General features: G+C 54.3%; 13 protein-coding genes and 1 pseudogene. 8 read left to right on the top strand and 6 right to left on the bottom strand.

The annotated features are described in order from the left end of the window. Positions 1–52 precede the first annotated feature (52 nt). The 3 genes and pseudogenes from ACN0UH_RS13035 to ACN0UH_RS13025 all read left to right on the top strand — a co-directional run bounded on the left by ACN0UH_RS13035 (position 53) and on the right by ACN0UH_RS13025 (position 3,833). Positions 53–1,513, top strand: a complete 1,461-nt coding sequence (locus ACN0UH_RS13035; protein WP_417662438.1) for a sodium-dependent transporter — start codon at positions 53–55, stop codon at positions 1,511–1,513. A 361-nt stretch (positions 1,514–1,874) separates the two neighbouring features. Next, positions 1,875–2,975: pseudogene (locus ACN0UH_RS13030) on the top strand (HAMP domain-containing protein); the annotation flags it as partial. Then, positions 2,949–3,833, top strand: a complete 885-nt coding sequence (locus ACN0UH_RS13025; protein WP_417662463.1) for a methyl-accepting chemotaxis protein — start codon at positions 2,949–2,951, stop codon at positions 3,831–3,833. The pseudogene ACN0UH_RS13030 and the gene ACN0UH_RS13025, both read left to right, overlap by 27 nt. Positions 3,834–4,080: 247 nt before the next feature. Here the strand turns inward: ACN0UH_RS13025 and ACN0UH_RS13020 are convergent, their stop codons facing one another. Then, complete coding sequence (locus tag ACN0UH_RS13020; RefSeq protein ID WP_417662437.1) at positions 4,081–5,142, bottom strand: metal-dependent hydrolase; 1,062 nt, start codon at positions 5,140–5,142, stop codon at positions 4,081–4,083. Positions 5,143–5,322: 180 nt separating this feature from the next. Between ACN0UH_RS13020 and arfB the strand changes: the two genes are divergently transcribed. Then, positions 5,323–5,736: an alternative ribosome rescue aminoacyl-tRNA hydrolase ArfB gene (gene arfB / locus ACN0UH_RS13015; protein ID WP_417662436.1), complete on the top strand. Its 414-nt coding sequence runs from the start codon at positions 5,323–5,325 to the stop codon at positions 5,734–5,736. A gap of 32 nt (positions 5,737–5,768) precedes the next feature. Here arfB and dkgB read toward each other — a convergent pair whose 3' ends face one another. After that, positions 5,769–6,569, bottom strand: a complete 801-nt coding sequence (gene dkgB, locus ACN0UH_RS13010) for a 2,5-didehydrogluconate reductase DkgB (protein ID WP_417662435.1) — start codon at positions 6,567–6,569, stop codon at positions 5,769–5,771. 200 nt (positions 6,570–6,769) lie between these two features. Here dkgB and ACN0UH_RS13005 point away from each other — a divergent pair, with 200 nt between their 5' ends. Beyond that, a complete protein-coding gene (locus ACN0UH_RS13005; RefSeq protein ID WP_417662434.1) occupies positions 6,770–7,660 on the top strand; it encodes a LysR substrate-binding domain-containing protein in 891 nt (296 codons plus the stop codon). A gap of 150 nt (positions 7,661–7,810) precedes the next feature. Here ACN0UH_RS13005 and ACN0UH_RS13000 read toward each other — a convergent pair whose 3' ends face one another. Together ACN0UH_RS13000 and ACN0UH_RS12995 are read right to left on the bottom strand one after the other, a co-directional pair. Then, positions 7,811–9,358, bottom strand: a complete 1,548-nt coding sequence (locus tag ACN0UH_RS13000; RefSeq protein ID WP_417662433.1) for a nucleobase:cation symporter-2 family protein — start codon at positions 9,356–9,358, stop codon at positions 7,811–7,813. 290 nt (positions 9,359–9,648) lie between these two features. Further along, complete coding sequence (locus ACN0UH_RS12995) at positions 9,649–10,281, bottom strand: cation transporter (protein WP_417662432.1); 633 nt, start codon at positions 10,279–10,281, stop codon at positions 9,649–9,651. Between the two features lie 62 nt (positions 10,282–10,343). Here ACN0UH_RS12995 and ACN0UH_RS12990 point away from each other — a divergent pair, with 62 nt between their 5' ends. Further along, the gene (locus tag ACN0UH_RS12990; protein ID WP_417662431.1) at positions 10,344–10,826 is read left to right on the top strand and encodes a MerR family transcriptional regulator; all 483 of its coding nucleotides are present in this window, start codon (positions 10,344–10,346) and stop codon (positions 10,824–10,826) included. A gap of 47 nt (positions 10,827–10,873) precedes the next feature. Here ACN0UH_RS12990 and ACN0UH_RS12985 read toward each other — a convergent pair whose 3' ends face one another. Then, the gene (locus ACN0UH_RS12985; protein WP_417662430.1) at positions 10,874–11,338 is read right to left on the bottom strand and encodes a methylglyoxal synthase; all 465 of its coding nucleotides are present in this window, start codon (positions 11,336–11,338) and stop codon (positions 10,874–10,876) included. A 13-nt stretch (positions 11,339–11,351) separates the two neighbouring features. Next, positions 11,352–12,356 carry a type I glyceraldehyde-3-phosphate dehydrogenase gene (gene gap, locus ACN0UH_RS12980; RefSeq protein ID WP_417662429.1) on the bottom strand — a complete coding sequence of 335 codons (1,005 nt, stop codon included), beginning with the start codon at positions 12,354–12,356 and terminating at the stop codon, positions 11,352–11,354. Positions 12,357–12,489: 133 nt separating this feature from the next. Between gap and edd the strand changes: the two genes are divergently transcribed. Then, positions 12,490–14,316, top strand: a complete 1,827-nt coding sequence (edd, locus tag ACN0UH_RS12975; RefSeq protein WP_417662428.1) for a phosphogluconate dehydratase — start codon at positions 12,490–12,492, stop codon at positions 14,314–14,316. Then, the gene (locus ACN0UH_RS12970) at positions 14,313–15,272 is read left to right on the top strand and encodes a glucokinase (RefSeq protein ID WP_417662427.1); all 960 of its coding nucleotides are present in this window, start codon (positions 14,313–14,315) and stop codon (positions 15,270–15,272) included. The genes edd and ACN0UH_RS12970 overlap by 4 nt, the downstream gene beginning before the upstream one ends. Positions 15,273–15,303 lie beyond the last annotated feature (31 nt).

Raw genomic sequence — 15,303 nt, 5'->3', positions numbered from 1 at the left:
CCACAAGCGCAGCGGGTTAGATTCCGTCACAGATAAAAACAACAGGTGACGCATGACCCGAGAAAAACCGAAAAACCTCTGGCTCTCTCGCTGGGGCTTTATCCTTGCCGCGACTGGTTCCGCCGTGGGGCTGGGTAATATCTGGAAATTCCCTTACATCACCGGTGAATACGGCGGCGGGGCTTTCGTACTGATGTACCTTGCCTGCATTCTGGCCATTGGTATTCCGGTGATGATGACTGAGATCGCCATTGGTCGCCGGGGTCGCGGCAGCCCGATTGATGCGATTGGTCGCGTGGTCAAGGAAAACAGCGGTAATCCGTTGTGGAAGGCGGTTGGCGGTATGGCCATGCTTGCCGGGTTCATGATTCTTTGTTTCTACGTGGTCGTGGCCGGTTGGGCTTTTGCCTACACCTGGAAAATGCTGGATGGCTCACTCGCAGCGACCAGCGTTGACGCCCTAGGCGCGGTATTCGAGGCGCACAATGCCAATCCTTGGCAGCTCGGCGGCTGGAGTGTTTTGGTTGCGCTGCTAACCTTGTGGATTGTTGCCAAGGGCGTGCAGAAGGGTATCGAAAGCGCGGTGCGCTGGATGATGCCGGGTTTGGCGGTGATGCTGGTGGCGTTGGTCGGTTATGCCTTTACCAGCGGCAGCTTCTCGGCGGGCTTCGATTTCCTGTTCAGCTTTGATGCCTCGAAAATCACCGGCGAAGCCTTACTCGCCGCCTTGGGCCATGCGTTCTTCACCTTGAGTTTGGCCTCTGGGGCGATTCTGACTTACGGCTCATACATTCCCGACGGCCAGTCGATTGCACGAACCACCTTTATGGTTGCCATCTGCGATACCGCTGTTGCGTTGTTAGCTGGCTTGGCGATTTTCCCGATTATCTTCGCCAACGGCATGAGCCCGAGTGCGGGTCCTGGCCTGATCTTCATGAGCTTGCCGCTGGCCTTCCAGCAAATGCCTTTTGGCACCGCATTTGGCGTGTTGTTTTTCGCCATGGTGTCAATTGCTGCGCTGACCTCGGCGATTTCAATGATCGAGGCGACTGTTGCCTATCTCAATGAAAAGCACGGTATCAGTCGTGTCAAATCCGCCGTCGTGTCCGGTTCGGTGCTGTTGGTCATTAGCTTGTTGGCGATGCTCTCGTTCAACCTGCTCGCGGGCTGGACGCCGATGGATAAGAATTTCTTCGATTGGCTGGATTACCTGACGTCACGCTGGATGATGCCTTTGGGCGGAATCTTCATCGTATTGTTTGCCGGTTATGCGCTGCGTGACGAGATCATGCGTGACGAGCTTAATCTGCCGCCGCTGGGGTACGCACTCTGGCTGTTTATGGTGCGCTATGTGTGCCCGGTGCTGATTATGATTGTGTTCCTCAATGCCCTTGGCTGGCTGGGTTTTGACCCGATTGCAGGCTGGTACTGGATTGCCGGAGCAATTGGCGTGCTGACTATCTTTGGCGAAGTTTTTCGGCCACGGGTGATGCCAGCTCTGGCAGGCCGTTAATCGATCAAGCTACATGCAACTGAAAAAGCGCAGGGCGAAAACCCTGCGCTTTTTTTGTGTCCGTGAACTGAGTCGGCTTGACGTTCTAGCCGAGTGCTTGCCGATAAAATAATGGCGAGATGCCGCCAAAGTAATGGTTCAGCTCAGCGTAAAGCTGCCGATACAGCTCATCTAGATGTTGTGATTTTGTCCACCTACGGATTGTCTGTTGCCTTGTTGTACCCGTAATAAAGGCTTTTACGGGTTATGGCGGATTAATGGCACAAGGCTTGCGATGGAGGCAGGTCCAACAAACACTGTGCCAGTTCAATCTTGCGAGCAGGCTGGCGATTTCAGTGAATAAATATAACGGAGTAGCCCCATGTCTTTGTCTGTCTCACGTCTATTCAGTGACCTTGCCGTAGGTAAAAAACTGCTCGGCGGTTTTGCCATTGTGTTGCTGCTAACTCTGGCAGTTGCCTTAACCGGTTATTGGGCTGTGGAGGCTGTTGCGAATAGACACGAGCAGGTCAACCGGTTCTCGGAAATTGACTTGGCTGTATTGGATGCTCGGCGCTTTGAAAGTATGTTCGCTCTGAAGAAAACCCCAGAAGCCGCAGCACAAACCACTCAACAGTTAACCTTGGTCAAGCAGTTGATTGCGGCGCAAGCGAGCGCGGCGGTTGGCGACAAAAAAGCCCAATTGCAGGCGATGGATGAGGCGGTTGATCAATACCGGCAACAGTTCGACGGCTTTGTCCAACTCAATGACCGGTCGCGCTCAGCCCGTGAACAAATGAGCAAGGCTGCGGGTGAGGCGCGTGATCAGTTTGATGTGATTGAATTTGAAATGTACGACGCCGTGCGTGAGTTGCGCTTGCAGGGCGACAACCTCAAAGGCAGTGATCCGCTGACTCTGGCTGAGACAGCATCAGGTTTGAGCAAGCGCATGCTTGATCTGCGCAGCAATGAAAGCTTGTACATCATTGATAAATCCGCAGACGCTTTGAAAGACTGGAAGTACACCAATGAAGATCTGGAAACTGTCGCTCGCAACTTAATGATCTGGCTCACCGATGAGCAAAAAAGTGCGATCAGCGCTGCACTGGATGCACTGAAGGTTTATCAGCAGGCGTTTGCCAATTATCAGCAGGTCATTACTGAGGGCGACAACGCTGAAAAAAGCATGGTGGAGAAAGCAGAGACGGTGTTGAGCCTGGTTGAGGTCGCCAAATCAACCGAAGATAAGCGGATGCTCGATATTCGCAATCAGTCGCTGTTAGGTTTGAGTGTCATGGCGCTGGCAGCGATGGCCGTTGGAGTGCTGGCTGCGCTATTGATTACTCGTTCGATTGTCTCGCCATTGCGCCAAGCCGTGACCTTTGCCGAACAAATCGCCGAAGGTAATCTCAGCCAAAACATTGCGAGTAACCGTGGTGATGAAGTCGGTCAGCTCATGTCTGCCATGCAGCGCATGACTTTGAGTCTGCGTGAGTTGATCAACCATATTGGCGGTGGCGTCGGGCAGATTGCTGCGGCAGCCGAACAGTTGTCGGCAATTACCGCGCAAACCAGTTCAGGCGTGCAAGAGCAGAAGCTTGAAACGGAGCAGACTGCAACCGCGATGCATGAAATGGCGGCGACTGTGCAAGAAGTTGCGCAGAATGCTGATCAAGCGTCAGTCGCGGCACGTGAAGCAGACCAGGAAGCGCAGCAGGGTAATCAAGTTGTGCAGCAGGCGGTTGGCCAAATTAATAGTCTGGCAGGTGAGGTTGAGCAATCCGCTCAAGCCATTCAGGCTCTTAACCTTGAGAGCGAGCGCATTGGCAGCGTGCTTGAGGTGATTCGTTCAGTTGCAGAACAGACCAATTTATTGGCCTTGAATGCTGCCATTGAGGCGGCGCGTGCGGGCGAGCAGGGCCGTGGTTTCGCAGTAGTTGCCGATGAGGTTCGTGCGTTGGCGCAGCGCGCCTACAGTTCAACCGAGGAAATCGAGGCGTTGATTGCTGGCCTGCAATCCATGGCTAAAGATGCAGTCACGCAAATGGACAGCAGCTTGAGTCTGACTCAGCGCACTGTAGTGCTTGCTGGCCAGGCTGGCGATGCATTGGGCCGGATTACTCAATCGGTAAGCACTATCGAGCAGATGAACCATCAAATCGCCGCAGCCGCCGAAGAGCAAAGTAGCGTGGCGGAAAATATCAGCGAGAGCATCACCCGAGTCCGGGATATCGGTGAGCAAAGCGCCTCGGCCAGCGCGCAAACCGCCGAATCCAGCGCCGAGTTGGCACGCCTTGGGGTCGAGCTGCAAGGTTTGGTCAAGCGGTTCAGGGTTCAGTAAACCTTCGATGCAAACCAAGAATGGCGGACGCAAAAAACGTCGTCCGCCATCACTGCGTAGGGTGTGACAACGCGAAGCTTGTCCACCACAGATCGGCAGGCAAGCCTTTTCGCGTGGTAAATGGCGGATAGAAAAGCGCTGTCCGCTCTACATTGCGTAGGGTGTGACAACGCGAAGCTTGTCCACCACAGGTCGGCAGGCAAGCCTTTTCGCGTGGTAAATGGCGGATAGAAAAGCGCTGTCCGCTCTACAGTCGGTTCCGGCTGATCAAGGGTTTGCTAAGTTCACTGGCCCAACTCGCCAGTGGAATAGGCGTTTGCGGCTGCCAAATGCGCGTCCACAATAGCTTCAGGCGGTTAAGGTCGCCGCGCTCGACCGGCCAGCGTTGGATCTCATCCTGAATCTGCCACTTATTGTCTTTCCAGTGGGCAAAGTCGAAGCGAAACGGGTGAAAGCCGGTCATCCCCAAGCGCAGGTCAGTGACGATCAGGCGGTCATCAATCCGGTCATAACGCAATACGCCATTGGTGAACCAGCTAAGGCGGGCCAACGCTGGCGAATTGGCTAACGCTTTACCCTGCTCGGTGCCCAGCGGAATGCGTTCAAGTGTTGGTGGCTCGCTATCAAACCAGCCAGACAGCGCCTCGTAGTAATTATCGCCATCAAGCACGATCACTCGCCATAACAAGGTATTGAACGGTGTCGGCGAGCTGAATATTTGCTGTGCTTGAATGCCTTGGCGGGCGAGCTCAGCCTCGACACGATGCTCGGCAACGTTTTTGCCGACCAGACTTGAAGCAAGGTATGCGGTCGAAATTGCCAGCGCGATAGCTGGCGCTTTGGCGACCTTGTCGCGCAGCCCGTAAATCAGCCCGAGTATCATCGCACCGAGCAAGGGCAAGGTGTAGAGCGGATCGATGATGAAAATGCTCGACCAGGCGATGGGTGTTGTGGTCATAGGCCAGAACAGCTGCGTGCCGTAGCTGGTGAAACTGTCGAGTAGCGGATGAGTGGCCAGCACCAGCCAGATTGTCAGCAGCAAACGCTGGCTGGAATAATCGGGGTTGGGCTGAAAACGCCTTATCAGCAAGGTCAATAGCAGGGCTACACCGCTGAGGACGAAGATCGAGTGGCTAAAGCCGCGGTGATAAGTCATCTGTGCGACAGCGTCGCCGTAATGAATGAGTACATCCATATCCGGCAGGGTGCCGAGCAGTCCGCCATACAGCAGTGCCTTGCGGCCTTGCCAGCGGCCAAGCAGTGCACCTTGAATGCTAGCGCCAAGCACAACCTGTGTAAGCGAATCCATTGCTGCCCCTCATATTCGAATAACGCCTACGTTAACCGGATCTTGCTCGCGCCAATGCATTGAAATGTACTAAAAAACATTTCAATACAAAGCTCAATACACTGGCTCAGCTTGGCTAAGTGCCAACTGTGACGGCATATCGGGTTATTCTGCATCCTTACTTTTGTGCAAGGTCTTGTCATGTTGGTGGTTTCAAACAGTGTTCATCTCGCCGATGACGAAATTGAGCTGACTGCGATCAGGGCTCAAGGTGCGGGTGGGCAGAACGTCAACAAGGTATCCAGCGCCATGCATTTGCGCTTTGACAGCCAGGCATCATCATTGCCGCCATTCTATAAGGAACGCCTGCTTGCGCTGCGTGACAGTCGGATTACCGCCGATGGTGTGGTGATCATCAAGGCCCAGCAGTTTCGCACCCAAGAGAAAAACCGCGCGGATGCACTGGAGCGTCTGTGCGAGCTGATTCGCAGTGCCGGCAAAACCGAAAAGGCCCGGCGTCCGACCAAACCGACCTTGGGCTCAAAGAAACGCCGACTGGAAGGTAAGACCAAGCGCGGAGCCATTAAGGCGGGACGCGGGCGCGTAGATTTTTAGTCGTCAGCAAGTCGCCAATGATCAGCTGTTGGTTAATCCCATTGAGGCGCAAAGCCCGGGTTGGCCAAGCGTTCGCCACGATCCAGTTGCGCGATTTCAGCCATTTCAGCTTCACTCAGTCTCAGGTTCATCGCCTGCAAATTGCTTTGCAGGTTTTGACGCTTGGTCGATGAAGGAATTACTGAAAAACCCGACTGCAGCAGCCAGGCCAGTGAAACCAGGGCGGGTGTGGTGTTATGGGTGCTGGCGATACGTTGCAGCAGCGGATCATTCATTACCTTGCCATACGCCAGAGGCATGTAAGCCGTCAGATGCAAGCCGTTTTCACGGGCAAATTCAACCACCTTGCGGTTTTGCAAGTAAGGGTGGATTTCGACCTGATTGGTCGCGATCTGCTCAACGCCGACGGTCTCAAATGCCTGTTGCATATGCTTGATGGTGAAGTTGGAGATGCCAATTTCGCGGGTCAACCCTTGAGCCTTGGCTTCGAGCAGGGCGCTCATGTATTCGCTAACCTGGATTTTATCGTCTGGCGATGGCCAATGGATCAAAGTGAGGTCGACATAATCCATTTTCAGCTTGCTCAGGCTTTGCTTGAGGCTTGGGATCAGATCATTGCTGGCAAGGTTATCGGTCCAGATCTTGGTGGTGACGTATAGATCCTTACGCGCTATTGCGCTGGCAGCAATCGCTTGGCCGACTTCGGCTTCATTGCCATAAATCTGTGCGGTGTCGATATGGCGATAGCCGAGTTCAAGGCCAGTGGTGACTGAATCGATGGCTTGCTGGTCTTTCAGGCGGAAAGTACCAAGGCCAAATGCTGGAAGAGACATCTTTTACTCCTAACGGCGTGAATGATTAGTAACAGCTAATTTAGGGCGATAGATTAGCTGACAGTGTAATTGGCCCGTCGTTTCGTCCGGGTTGCCCAATCAATGGCCGCCAACTGATGTTGCTTGCACTGAATTCTGCAGCTTTTATTCATGCGGAGTAATACGGTTGCAGGTGAAAGATAATTGACTAAAATTCAATAATGAAAACGACTTTAGATGAATTACAGGCCTATGTGACTGTGGTCGACAGCGGCTCTATCAGCGGAGCTGCAGAGCAACTTCAACAAACCGCTTCGGGGGTTAGTCGCGCATTAAGCCGTCTTGAAGAAAAACTTGATGTAACCCTGATGCGTCGCACAACCCGGCGCTTGGAAATTACCGAAGAGGGCATGGTTTTCCTGGCTCAGGCGCGCAAGATCCTAACTTCGGTTGAAGAAGCTGAGGAGCAGATGGCCTTGCGTCGTCAGCTTCCAGCAGGGCGTTTGCGGGTCAATGCTGCTGCGCCATTTATGCTGCACAGCATTGTGCCGCTGGTTGCAGGGTTTCGACAGCAGTATCCGGATATCGAGCTTGAGCTTAATAGCAGTGATCAGATCATTGATTTGCTTGAGCAGCGTACAGATATTGCAATTCGGATTGGCCCACTGCGTGACTCAACCCTGCATGCGCGTCCTCTTGGGAGTAGTCCGCGGCGTATTTTGGCCAGCCCCGAATACCTAAAGCTGCATGGAGAGCCGAAATCAGTTGCGAGTTTAAGTCAGCACAGTTTGCTTGGCTTCACTCAGCCAGAGTCGCTCAACCATTGGCCGTTACGCAACGAACAGGGCAATTCATACGCAATCAACCCCAGTTTATCGGCTTCCAGTGGTGAGACCTTACGTCAGCTAGCCTTGGCAGGTGCAGGCATCGTCTGTTTGGCAGGTTTTATGACTGACAAGGACCGAGAAAGCGGCAGTCTGCAGCAGGTGCTTAAGCGCGACACTGTTGAAGCGTTGCAGCCGATCAATGCTGTTTATTACCGCAATACCGCTTTGGCTTCGCGTATTACCTGTTTTATTGATTACCTCAGTCAGCAGATGCTTGAGCCCTGAAGCGCGTTGCAGCAGGCTGAATCCACATAAAAAAACCGGCGCAGTGCCGGTTTTTTATGTGCTATGCCTTTGAGTAATGGTGGACAAGCTTCGCTTCACCACGCCCAAACGGTAGGGCGGATGACACTTGTTTCATCCGCCACTGCCGGCCTAAACGTGCTCTGTAGACGGCTTGCCTACGATGCTTGGTTGGCTGTCTGCTGGGCTGGGCGTCGCGTTCGGCATTTCACTGCCAATTATCGGTACGACCTCACCTTGTGCATTGAACAACTTGCCGCTTTTGAAGTAATCACCGTCTTCCAGTGCTTCAATGTCGCGGTAGCGCAGGCTGCGCTCGGTACCGGCAACGAACACCGATTGTTGGTCTGAGTTGCCGGTCGTGATGTGGTTGAACACCAGGTTAAGCACGATCGCCATGATTGCAGCAGAGCTGATGCCCGAGTGGAAAATGGTTTCGAACCAGGCGGGGAAGGCATGGTAGAAGCTTGGCGCAGCGATTGGGATCATGCCAAAACCGATCGATGTGGCGACGATGATCAGGTTCATGTTGTTGCGGTAATCAACCTTCGACAAGGTACGAATCCCGCTGGCCGCTACAGTACCGAACAGTACGATGCCAGCGCCGCCTAGAACCGAAGTGGGTACTGCGGCAATGACCCGGCCCATGACTGGGAGCAAGCCGAGCAGCACCAGAAATACACCGCCGGTGGCAACCACGTAGCGACTTTTGATTCCCGTGACTGCAACCAAGCCGACATTCTGGGCAAAGGCGCTTTGGGTAAACGAACCAAAGATTGGCGCCAGCATGCTGGAAAGCATATCGGCGCGCAGGCCATTGCCGAGACGTTTGGAGTCAACTTTGGTTTCGATGATTTCGCCAACCGCAAGGATGTCAGCGCTGGTTTCGACCAGTGTCACCATGATCACGATGCACATCGAGATGATTGCGGCAATGTGGAAGGTCGGCATACCGAAGTGGAAAGGGCTGGGCATCGCGACCATGGTGCCGTCGCCAATGCGCGAGAAATCGGCCATGCCGAGGCTCATCGCAATCACCGTGCCGATCACCATCGACAACAGAATTGACAGGCGTGAAATGCTGGCGCTGCCAAGTTTGCTCAGTATCAGTACGCAAACCAGGGTAATCGCAGCCAGGCCAATGTTGGCCATGCTGCCGAAGTCTGGCGCGTTGCTGTTACCGCCCATGGCCCAACGGGCGGCCACTGGCATCAAGGTCAAGCCGATAGTGGTGATGACAATGCCGGTCACCAGTGGCGGAAAGAATTTGATGATTTTCGAGAATATGGGGGTTATCAATAGGCCTATCAGTGAGGCAACCACCACGGCGCCGAACACCGCTTGAATACCGCCTCCACCGTCGCTGGTAACAATTGCGACCATTGTCGCAACACCGGCGAAGGAAACACCTTGCACCAGTGGCAATTGGCAGCCAAAAAATGGCAGGCCGAGGGTTTGCAGGAGTGTGGCTAAACCGCCCGCAAAGAGTGAGGCGGTGATCAGCAAGCCGATATCGCTTGGTGATAGGCCTGCTGCCTGACCAACAATTAGCGGTACTGCAACAATACCGCCGTACATGGTCAGAACATGCTGCAAGCCGTAAGCCATGTTGGCTCCGGTACCGAGGTTCTCATCTTCAGGACGTTGCGATGAAGCACTTTCAACTGATTGCGATTGCATAGTGAGGTGTTCCCGTTTTTTTCTTGTGACCGTAATGTAGGGAACAATGGGTGTACTTGGCTAGTACTTGTATACAATTTTGTCATAAAAACTGGATAACCTGTCCGACTGGTCAGTCAAATTAAGTTGATCTGCATAAGCTCTCAACCGTCTGTTACAGGGCTTTTTGACAAGTTGTCCGTGCATTCAGTTAAAAAACATTGTGTACGATTTATGAATTATAAATCGACGAAAGGTATAAAAACGCCACAGTTTTGAGCTGTGGCGGTTTGATTTTTCAGGCTGAAACCTTATGAGTGCGCGTGCTCAACGCTCAGTTCCTGTTGCGCTTGACGGATGACTTGGTAAGCTGAAGTAATTGCCAAAAGCGCCATTACGCTGGCAACCAGCAGGTCTGGCCATGCGGTGCCGGTGCCGAACACACCTAGTGCAGCGATTAGTACCGCAACATTGCCCAGTGCATCGTTACGTGTGCACAACCACACGCTGCGCATATTGCTGTCACCTTCTCGGTAGGCGTAGAGCAGGGCGGCCACACCGAGGTTTGAGAGCAAGGCCAGGGTGCCGATCAGGCCCATGGTTTGCGGTTCCGGCACCTGGCCATTTATCGCGTGCCAAACAGCCATGGCGAGAACGCCTACACCAAATACCAGCATCGATGCGGCTTTTACTAATGAGGCTTTGGCACGTAATGCGATGCTCATGCCCAGAACCCACAGGCTGATGCCGTAATTGGCGGCATCCCCGAGAAAGTCCAGTGAGTCGGCAAGCAGTGACACAGAGCTGGCTTTAACACCGCTGGCGATCTCGATAAAAAACATCCCAAGGTTGATCAGCAGTGCAATCCACAGAATCTTGCGATAACGCTCTGGCTGTTGTTGGGTTGATGGATCGGGTGTGTGATTGCAGCAATTGGCGCCCATAAGACTTCTCCTCAATAGCGATAGGCGTTACGCTAAACCCTGTAGTCGCTACGGAGTCAAGCATGAAAAAGCCATTTACCATCAGCGCATTGAGTAAGCAGAGCGGCGTCAATCTTGAGACGATTCGTTTTTATGAGCGCAGTGGATTGTTGCCGCAGCCGCAGCGCACCGCTTCTGGCTATCGTAACTATCAAGATGCCGATGTGCGGCGTGTGTTGTTTATCCGCCGTGGCCGCGAGCTGGGTTTTAGCTTGGATGAAATCCGCAACCTGCTGGACTTGGCAAACAGGCCTCACAGCCCTTGTGTCGAGGCGGATAAGCTGGTGCAAAGCCATCTGGTGACCATCGAAGATCGTATTCGCGACCTGCAAAAAATGCAGGCCGAGTTGTCACGAATGGCAAATTGCACCAGTTCTGAGGCGGAACATTGCAGGCTGCTCGAGGCGCTCGATAATCGCCAATGCTGCGCGCCACTTCACGAGATGGATGCGGCGCAGGGTGCGGCAACGCAAAGCTTGCCCGCCAGCGTTGATTCAATAAGCTGAATGTCAAAGGATGGCTGAACAAAGCTCAGCCATCCTGCGAACGTTCCTTAGCTGCGCTCAGCCAAATAGCGGCTGTAGTCGGGAATCCGATAAGAATGTTGTTGTTCTAACAAACTACTGCTGAGCATGTAGTCGGCGCTGCTTTCGTTGCAGGCTACCGGAATGTTCCAAACTGCGGCCACCCGCAGCAGGGCTTTGATATCCGGATCGTGGGGTTGTGGCTCGAACGGGTCCCAGAAAAACACCAGCATATCGACACGCTGCTCAGCGATGCGTGCGCCTATTTGCAGGTCACCGCCCAGTGGGCCGCTGATCATGCTTTCGACTGGCAGTTGCAAGTTGCGGCTCAACAAGGCACCGGTCGTTCCTGTTGCCAGTAATTGGTGATTAGCCAGTTTATCGCGATGGCGCTGGCACCAGTCCAGAAGAAACACTTTGCAGTGGTCATGAGCGACCAATGCAATCCGTTTACGTGCAGCCAGTGTTGCGGTCGTAAAGCTGATACGGCTCATGCATTAACTCCTGCTACTCGGGTGCGTTGCACAGGGCCAGGCAGGTATCGAGCATACGATTGGAGAAGCCCCATTCGTTATCGTACCAAGCCATCACTTTAAGCATTTTTCCGCTGAATTTGGTGTGATTGGCATCGAAGATCGACGAAAGAGCATTATGATTGAAGTCGCATGAAACCAGCGGCAGGCTGTTGTAACCGAGTACATTTGAGCCTTCGCTGGCGCTTTTCATCAGTGCATTTACCGCTTCTGCGCTGGTCTCACGACTGACCAACAGCGTCAGGTCGACCAGCGATACATTGATGACCGGAACCCGCACAGCCATGCCCGTTAGCTTGCCAGCAAGCTCAGGTAGAACTAGACCTACAGCTTCGGCTGCACCTGTTTTGCTCGGGATCATCGATTGCGTGGCCGAGCGCGCGCGGTACGGGTCGCTGTGGTAAACGTCAGACAAGTTCTGGTCGTTGGTGTAGGCGTGAATGGTGGTCATCAGGCCTTGCTCGATGCCCAGTTCGCGATGCAAGACCTGGGCAACGGGTGCCAGGCAATTGGTGGTGCAGGACGCATTGGAGATAATCTGATGAGATTGACGCAGAATACGGTGGTTGACCCCGTAAACTATGGTTGCATCAGCGCCTTTGGCTGGCGCAGAGATAATCACTTTGCGTGCTCCGGCACTAAGGTGTGCAGCCGCTTTATCGCGTGCGGTGAATAGCCCTGTGCATTCGAATACCACGTCGATTGCCAGCTTCTTCCAGGGCAGTTCGGCAGGATTACGAATTGCACTGACAGCGATATGATCACCGTTTACGGTCAGGCTTTCCTGGTCGAACTCAACATTGCCATCGAAGATGCCATGCACGCTGTCATACTTCAGCAAATGAGCATTGATAGCGCTATCACCAAGGTCGTTGATAGCTACGATTTGGATGTTCTGGCGGTAGGCTTGGGTGTACAGCGCACGCAACACGTTGCGGCCGATGCGCCCAAAGCCATTGATAGCGATACGCAGTGTCATAAATGCAGTCCGTTAATTATTTTGTTGTTGGAATTACAAGATTATTCCCGTGAATGTAGAAATCAAGTCTTTTAAGTGGCAGTATTTTGTTAAAGGTACAAATAAATTTGCCCGCTAGCCTGGAGTCGACAACATGCATCCCCGTGTCCAAGAGGTAACTGACCGCCTTATCGCCCGCAGCCGTGCTACTCGTGAGCGCTATTTGGCGATGATTCGTGCGGCTGCAAGTGACGGTCCGCAGCGTGGCAAATTGCAGTGCGCCAACTTTGCTCACGGCGTTGCCGGTTGTGGCTCTGACGACAAGCAAACCCTGCGCCTGATGAACGCTGCCAACGTGGCAATCATCTCTGCATACAACGATATGCTCTCGGCGCATCAGCCGTACGAGCGTTATCCCGAACAAATCAAGCAGGCCCTGCGCGAAGTTGGCTCGGTTGGCCAGTTCGCCGGTGGCGTGCCAGCCATGTGCGACGGCGTTACCCAAGGCGAGCCGGGCATGGAGTTGGGCATTGCCAGTCGCGAAGTGATTGCCATGTCGACTGCGGTGGCGCTGTCGCACAACATGTTTGATGCTGCGCTTTGTCTGGGTATTTGCGACAAGATTGTTCCGGGCTTGCTGATGGGCGCATTGCGTTTTGGCCACTTGCCGACGATGTTTATTCCCGCCGGGCCAATGCCTTCTGGTTTGTCGAATAAAGAAAAGGCAGATGTGCGCCAGCGTTATGCCGAAGGCAAGGCGACTCGCGATGAATTGCTTGAGGCCGAGATGAGCGCTTATCACAGCCCCGGCACCTGCACCTTTTACGGCACAGCCAACACCAACCAGTTGTTGATGGAAGTGATGGGTCTACATCTGCCGGGCGCTTCTTTCGTCAATCCGAATACGCCGCTGCGCGATGCCTTGACTGTTGAAGCGGCGCGGCAGATCACCCAACTGACAAAGCAAAGCGGGCAGTTTATGCCGCTGGCTGAAATCGTTGATGAGCGTTGCCTGGTTAACTCGATTATCGCCTTGAGTGCGACCGGTGGCTCAACCAATCACACCTTGCACATGCCTGCGATTGCTCGTGCGGCCGGAATCATGCTGACGTGGCAGGACATGGCTGATTTGTCCGCTGTGGTGCCGACCTTGGCGCATGTCTATCCGAATGGTAAATCCGACATCAACCACTTCCAGGCGGCTGGCGGTATGTCGTTCCTGATCCGTGAGTTGCTTGATGCGGGTTTGTTGCATGAAAACGTCAACACTGTTGCGGGCCATGGTCTGAGCCGTTACACCCAAGAGCCGTTCCTTGAAGATGGCAAGCTGGTGTGGCGCGACGGTCCGGGCAAGAGCTATGACGAAACGGTACTGCGTCCAGTGGCCAACCCGTTCTCGGCGGAAGGCGGTTTGCGGGTGATGGAAGGTAATCTTGGGCGCGGCGTGATGAAAGTTTCGGCAGTCGCCCTTGAACATCAGGTTGTTGAGGCGCCGGCGCGAGTATTCGAGGACCAGCAAGAGCTGGCTGATGCCTTCAAGGCTGGCGAGCTTGAACATGACATGGTGGCGGTGATGCGCTTTCAGGGCCCGCGCTGCAATGGTATGCCCGAATTGCACAAGATGACGCCGTTCCTCGGCGTGTTGCAGGATCGTGGCTTTAAAGTCGCGCTAGTCACTGACGGACGTATGTCGGGCGCTTCGGGCAAAATTCCGGCGGCGATTCATGTTTGCCCAGAGGCATTTGATGGTGGCCCATTGGCGCGCGTGCGTGATGGCGACATGATCCGAGTGAACGGTCATACCGGAGAGTTGCAAGTGCTGGTGGATGACAAAGAGCTGGCTGCGCGCGAGTTGGCGAGCCGGACTGTGGAAAGTGGCGAGGGTTGTGGTCGCGAGTTGTTTACCTTCATGCGCCACTCATTCAGTACCGCAGAGCAGGGTGCGAGTGCGTTCACTGAAAGCCTGGAGTCGCTTAAGTGAAGCTAGCGCTAGTTGGTGATATTGGCGGCACCAATGCACGCTTTGCGTTATGGCGTGATGAGCAGTTGGAGTCGGTCAGTGTGCTGGCTACGGCTGACTTCACGACACCGGAAACGGCAATTGAGCAGTATCTGGTTGAGCACAATGTGGCGCCTGGCTCGCTCGGCTCGGTTTGCCTGGCATGTGCCGGGCCGGTCAGCGATGCGGTGTTTCGTTTTACCAATAATCATTGGCGGATCAACCGCGCTGAGTTTTGTCAGCGCTTGCAGATCGAGCAGTTGTTGCTGGTCAACGACTTCTCGGCCATGGCGCTGGGAATGACTCGCCTGGCTGAAGGTGAGCGGTTACAGGTGTGTCCGGGCGAGTCTGATGCGGGTCGTCCATTTGTGGTGATCGGTGCGGGCACCGGCTTGGGGGTTGGCACATTACTGCAGCAAGCGGACGGCAGTTGGGCTGCGCTGCCCGGTGAAGGCGGGCATGTTGATCTGCCCATTGGCAGTGCTCGCGAGGCGCAACTGTGGCAAGTATTGTTCAAGCAATTGGGCCATGTGCGCGCTGAGGATGTGCTCAGTGGCAATGGTTTGCTGGTGCTTTATCGCGCCATGTGCGAGCTGGATAATGTTGCACCGCAATTGGCTAGCCCTGCACAGATCACCACGGCGGCGCTTGCAGGTGACGCCACGGCAAGTGCTGTGCTTGAGCAATTCTGCTGCTGGCTTGGGCGCGCTGCAGGCAATAACGTGCTGAGTCTGGGCGCGCGCGGTGGCGTGTACATCGTTGGCGGTATTGTCCCGCGCTTCGCAGAGTTCTTTTGTAACAGTGGTTTTGCGCGCAGCTTCAGCGACAAAGGTTGCATGAGTGGTTATTTTGCCGGGATTCCGGTGTGGCTGGTAACTGCTGAATACCCGGGCTTGATGGGAGCCGGGGTGGCGTTGCAGCAAAACAGCCGGGGATAGCGAGTCTGCGTTGGCCGTTATCGGCGGCCAC

It is taken from the genome of Pseudomonas sp., assembly GCF_048265905.1.
Classification (GTDB): Bacteria; Pseudomonadota; Gammaproteobacteria; order Pseudomonadales; family Pseudomonadaceae; genus Aquipseudomonas.
This window is presented reverse-complemented; position numbering and strand designations above follow the sequence as displayed.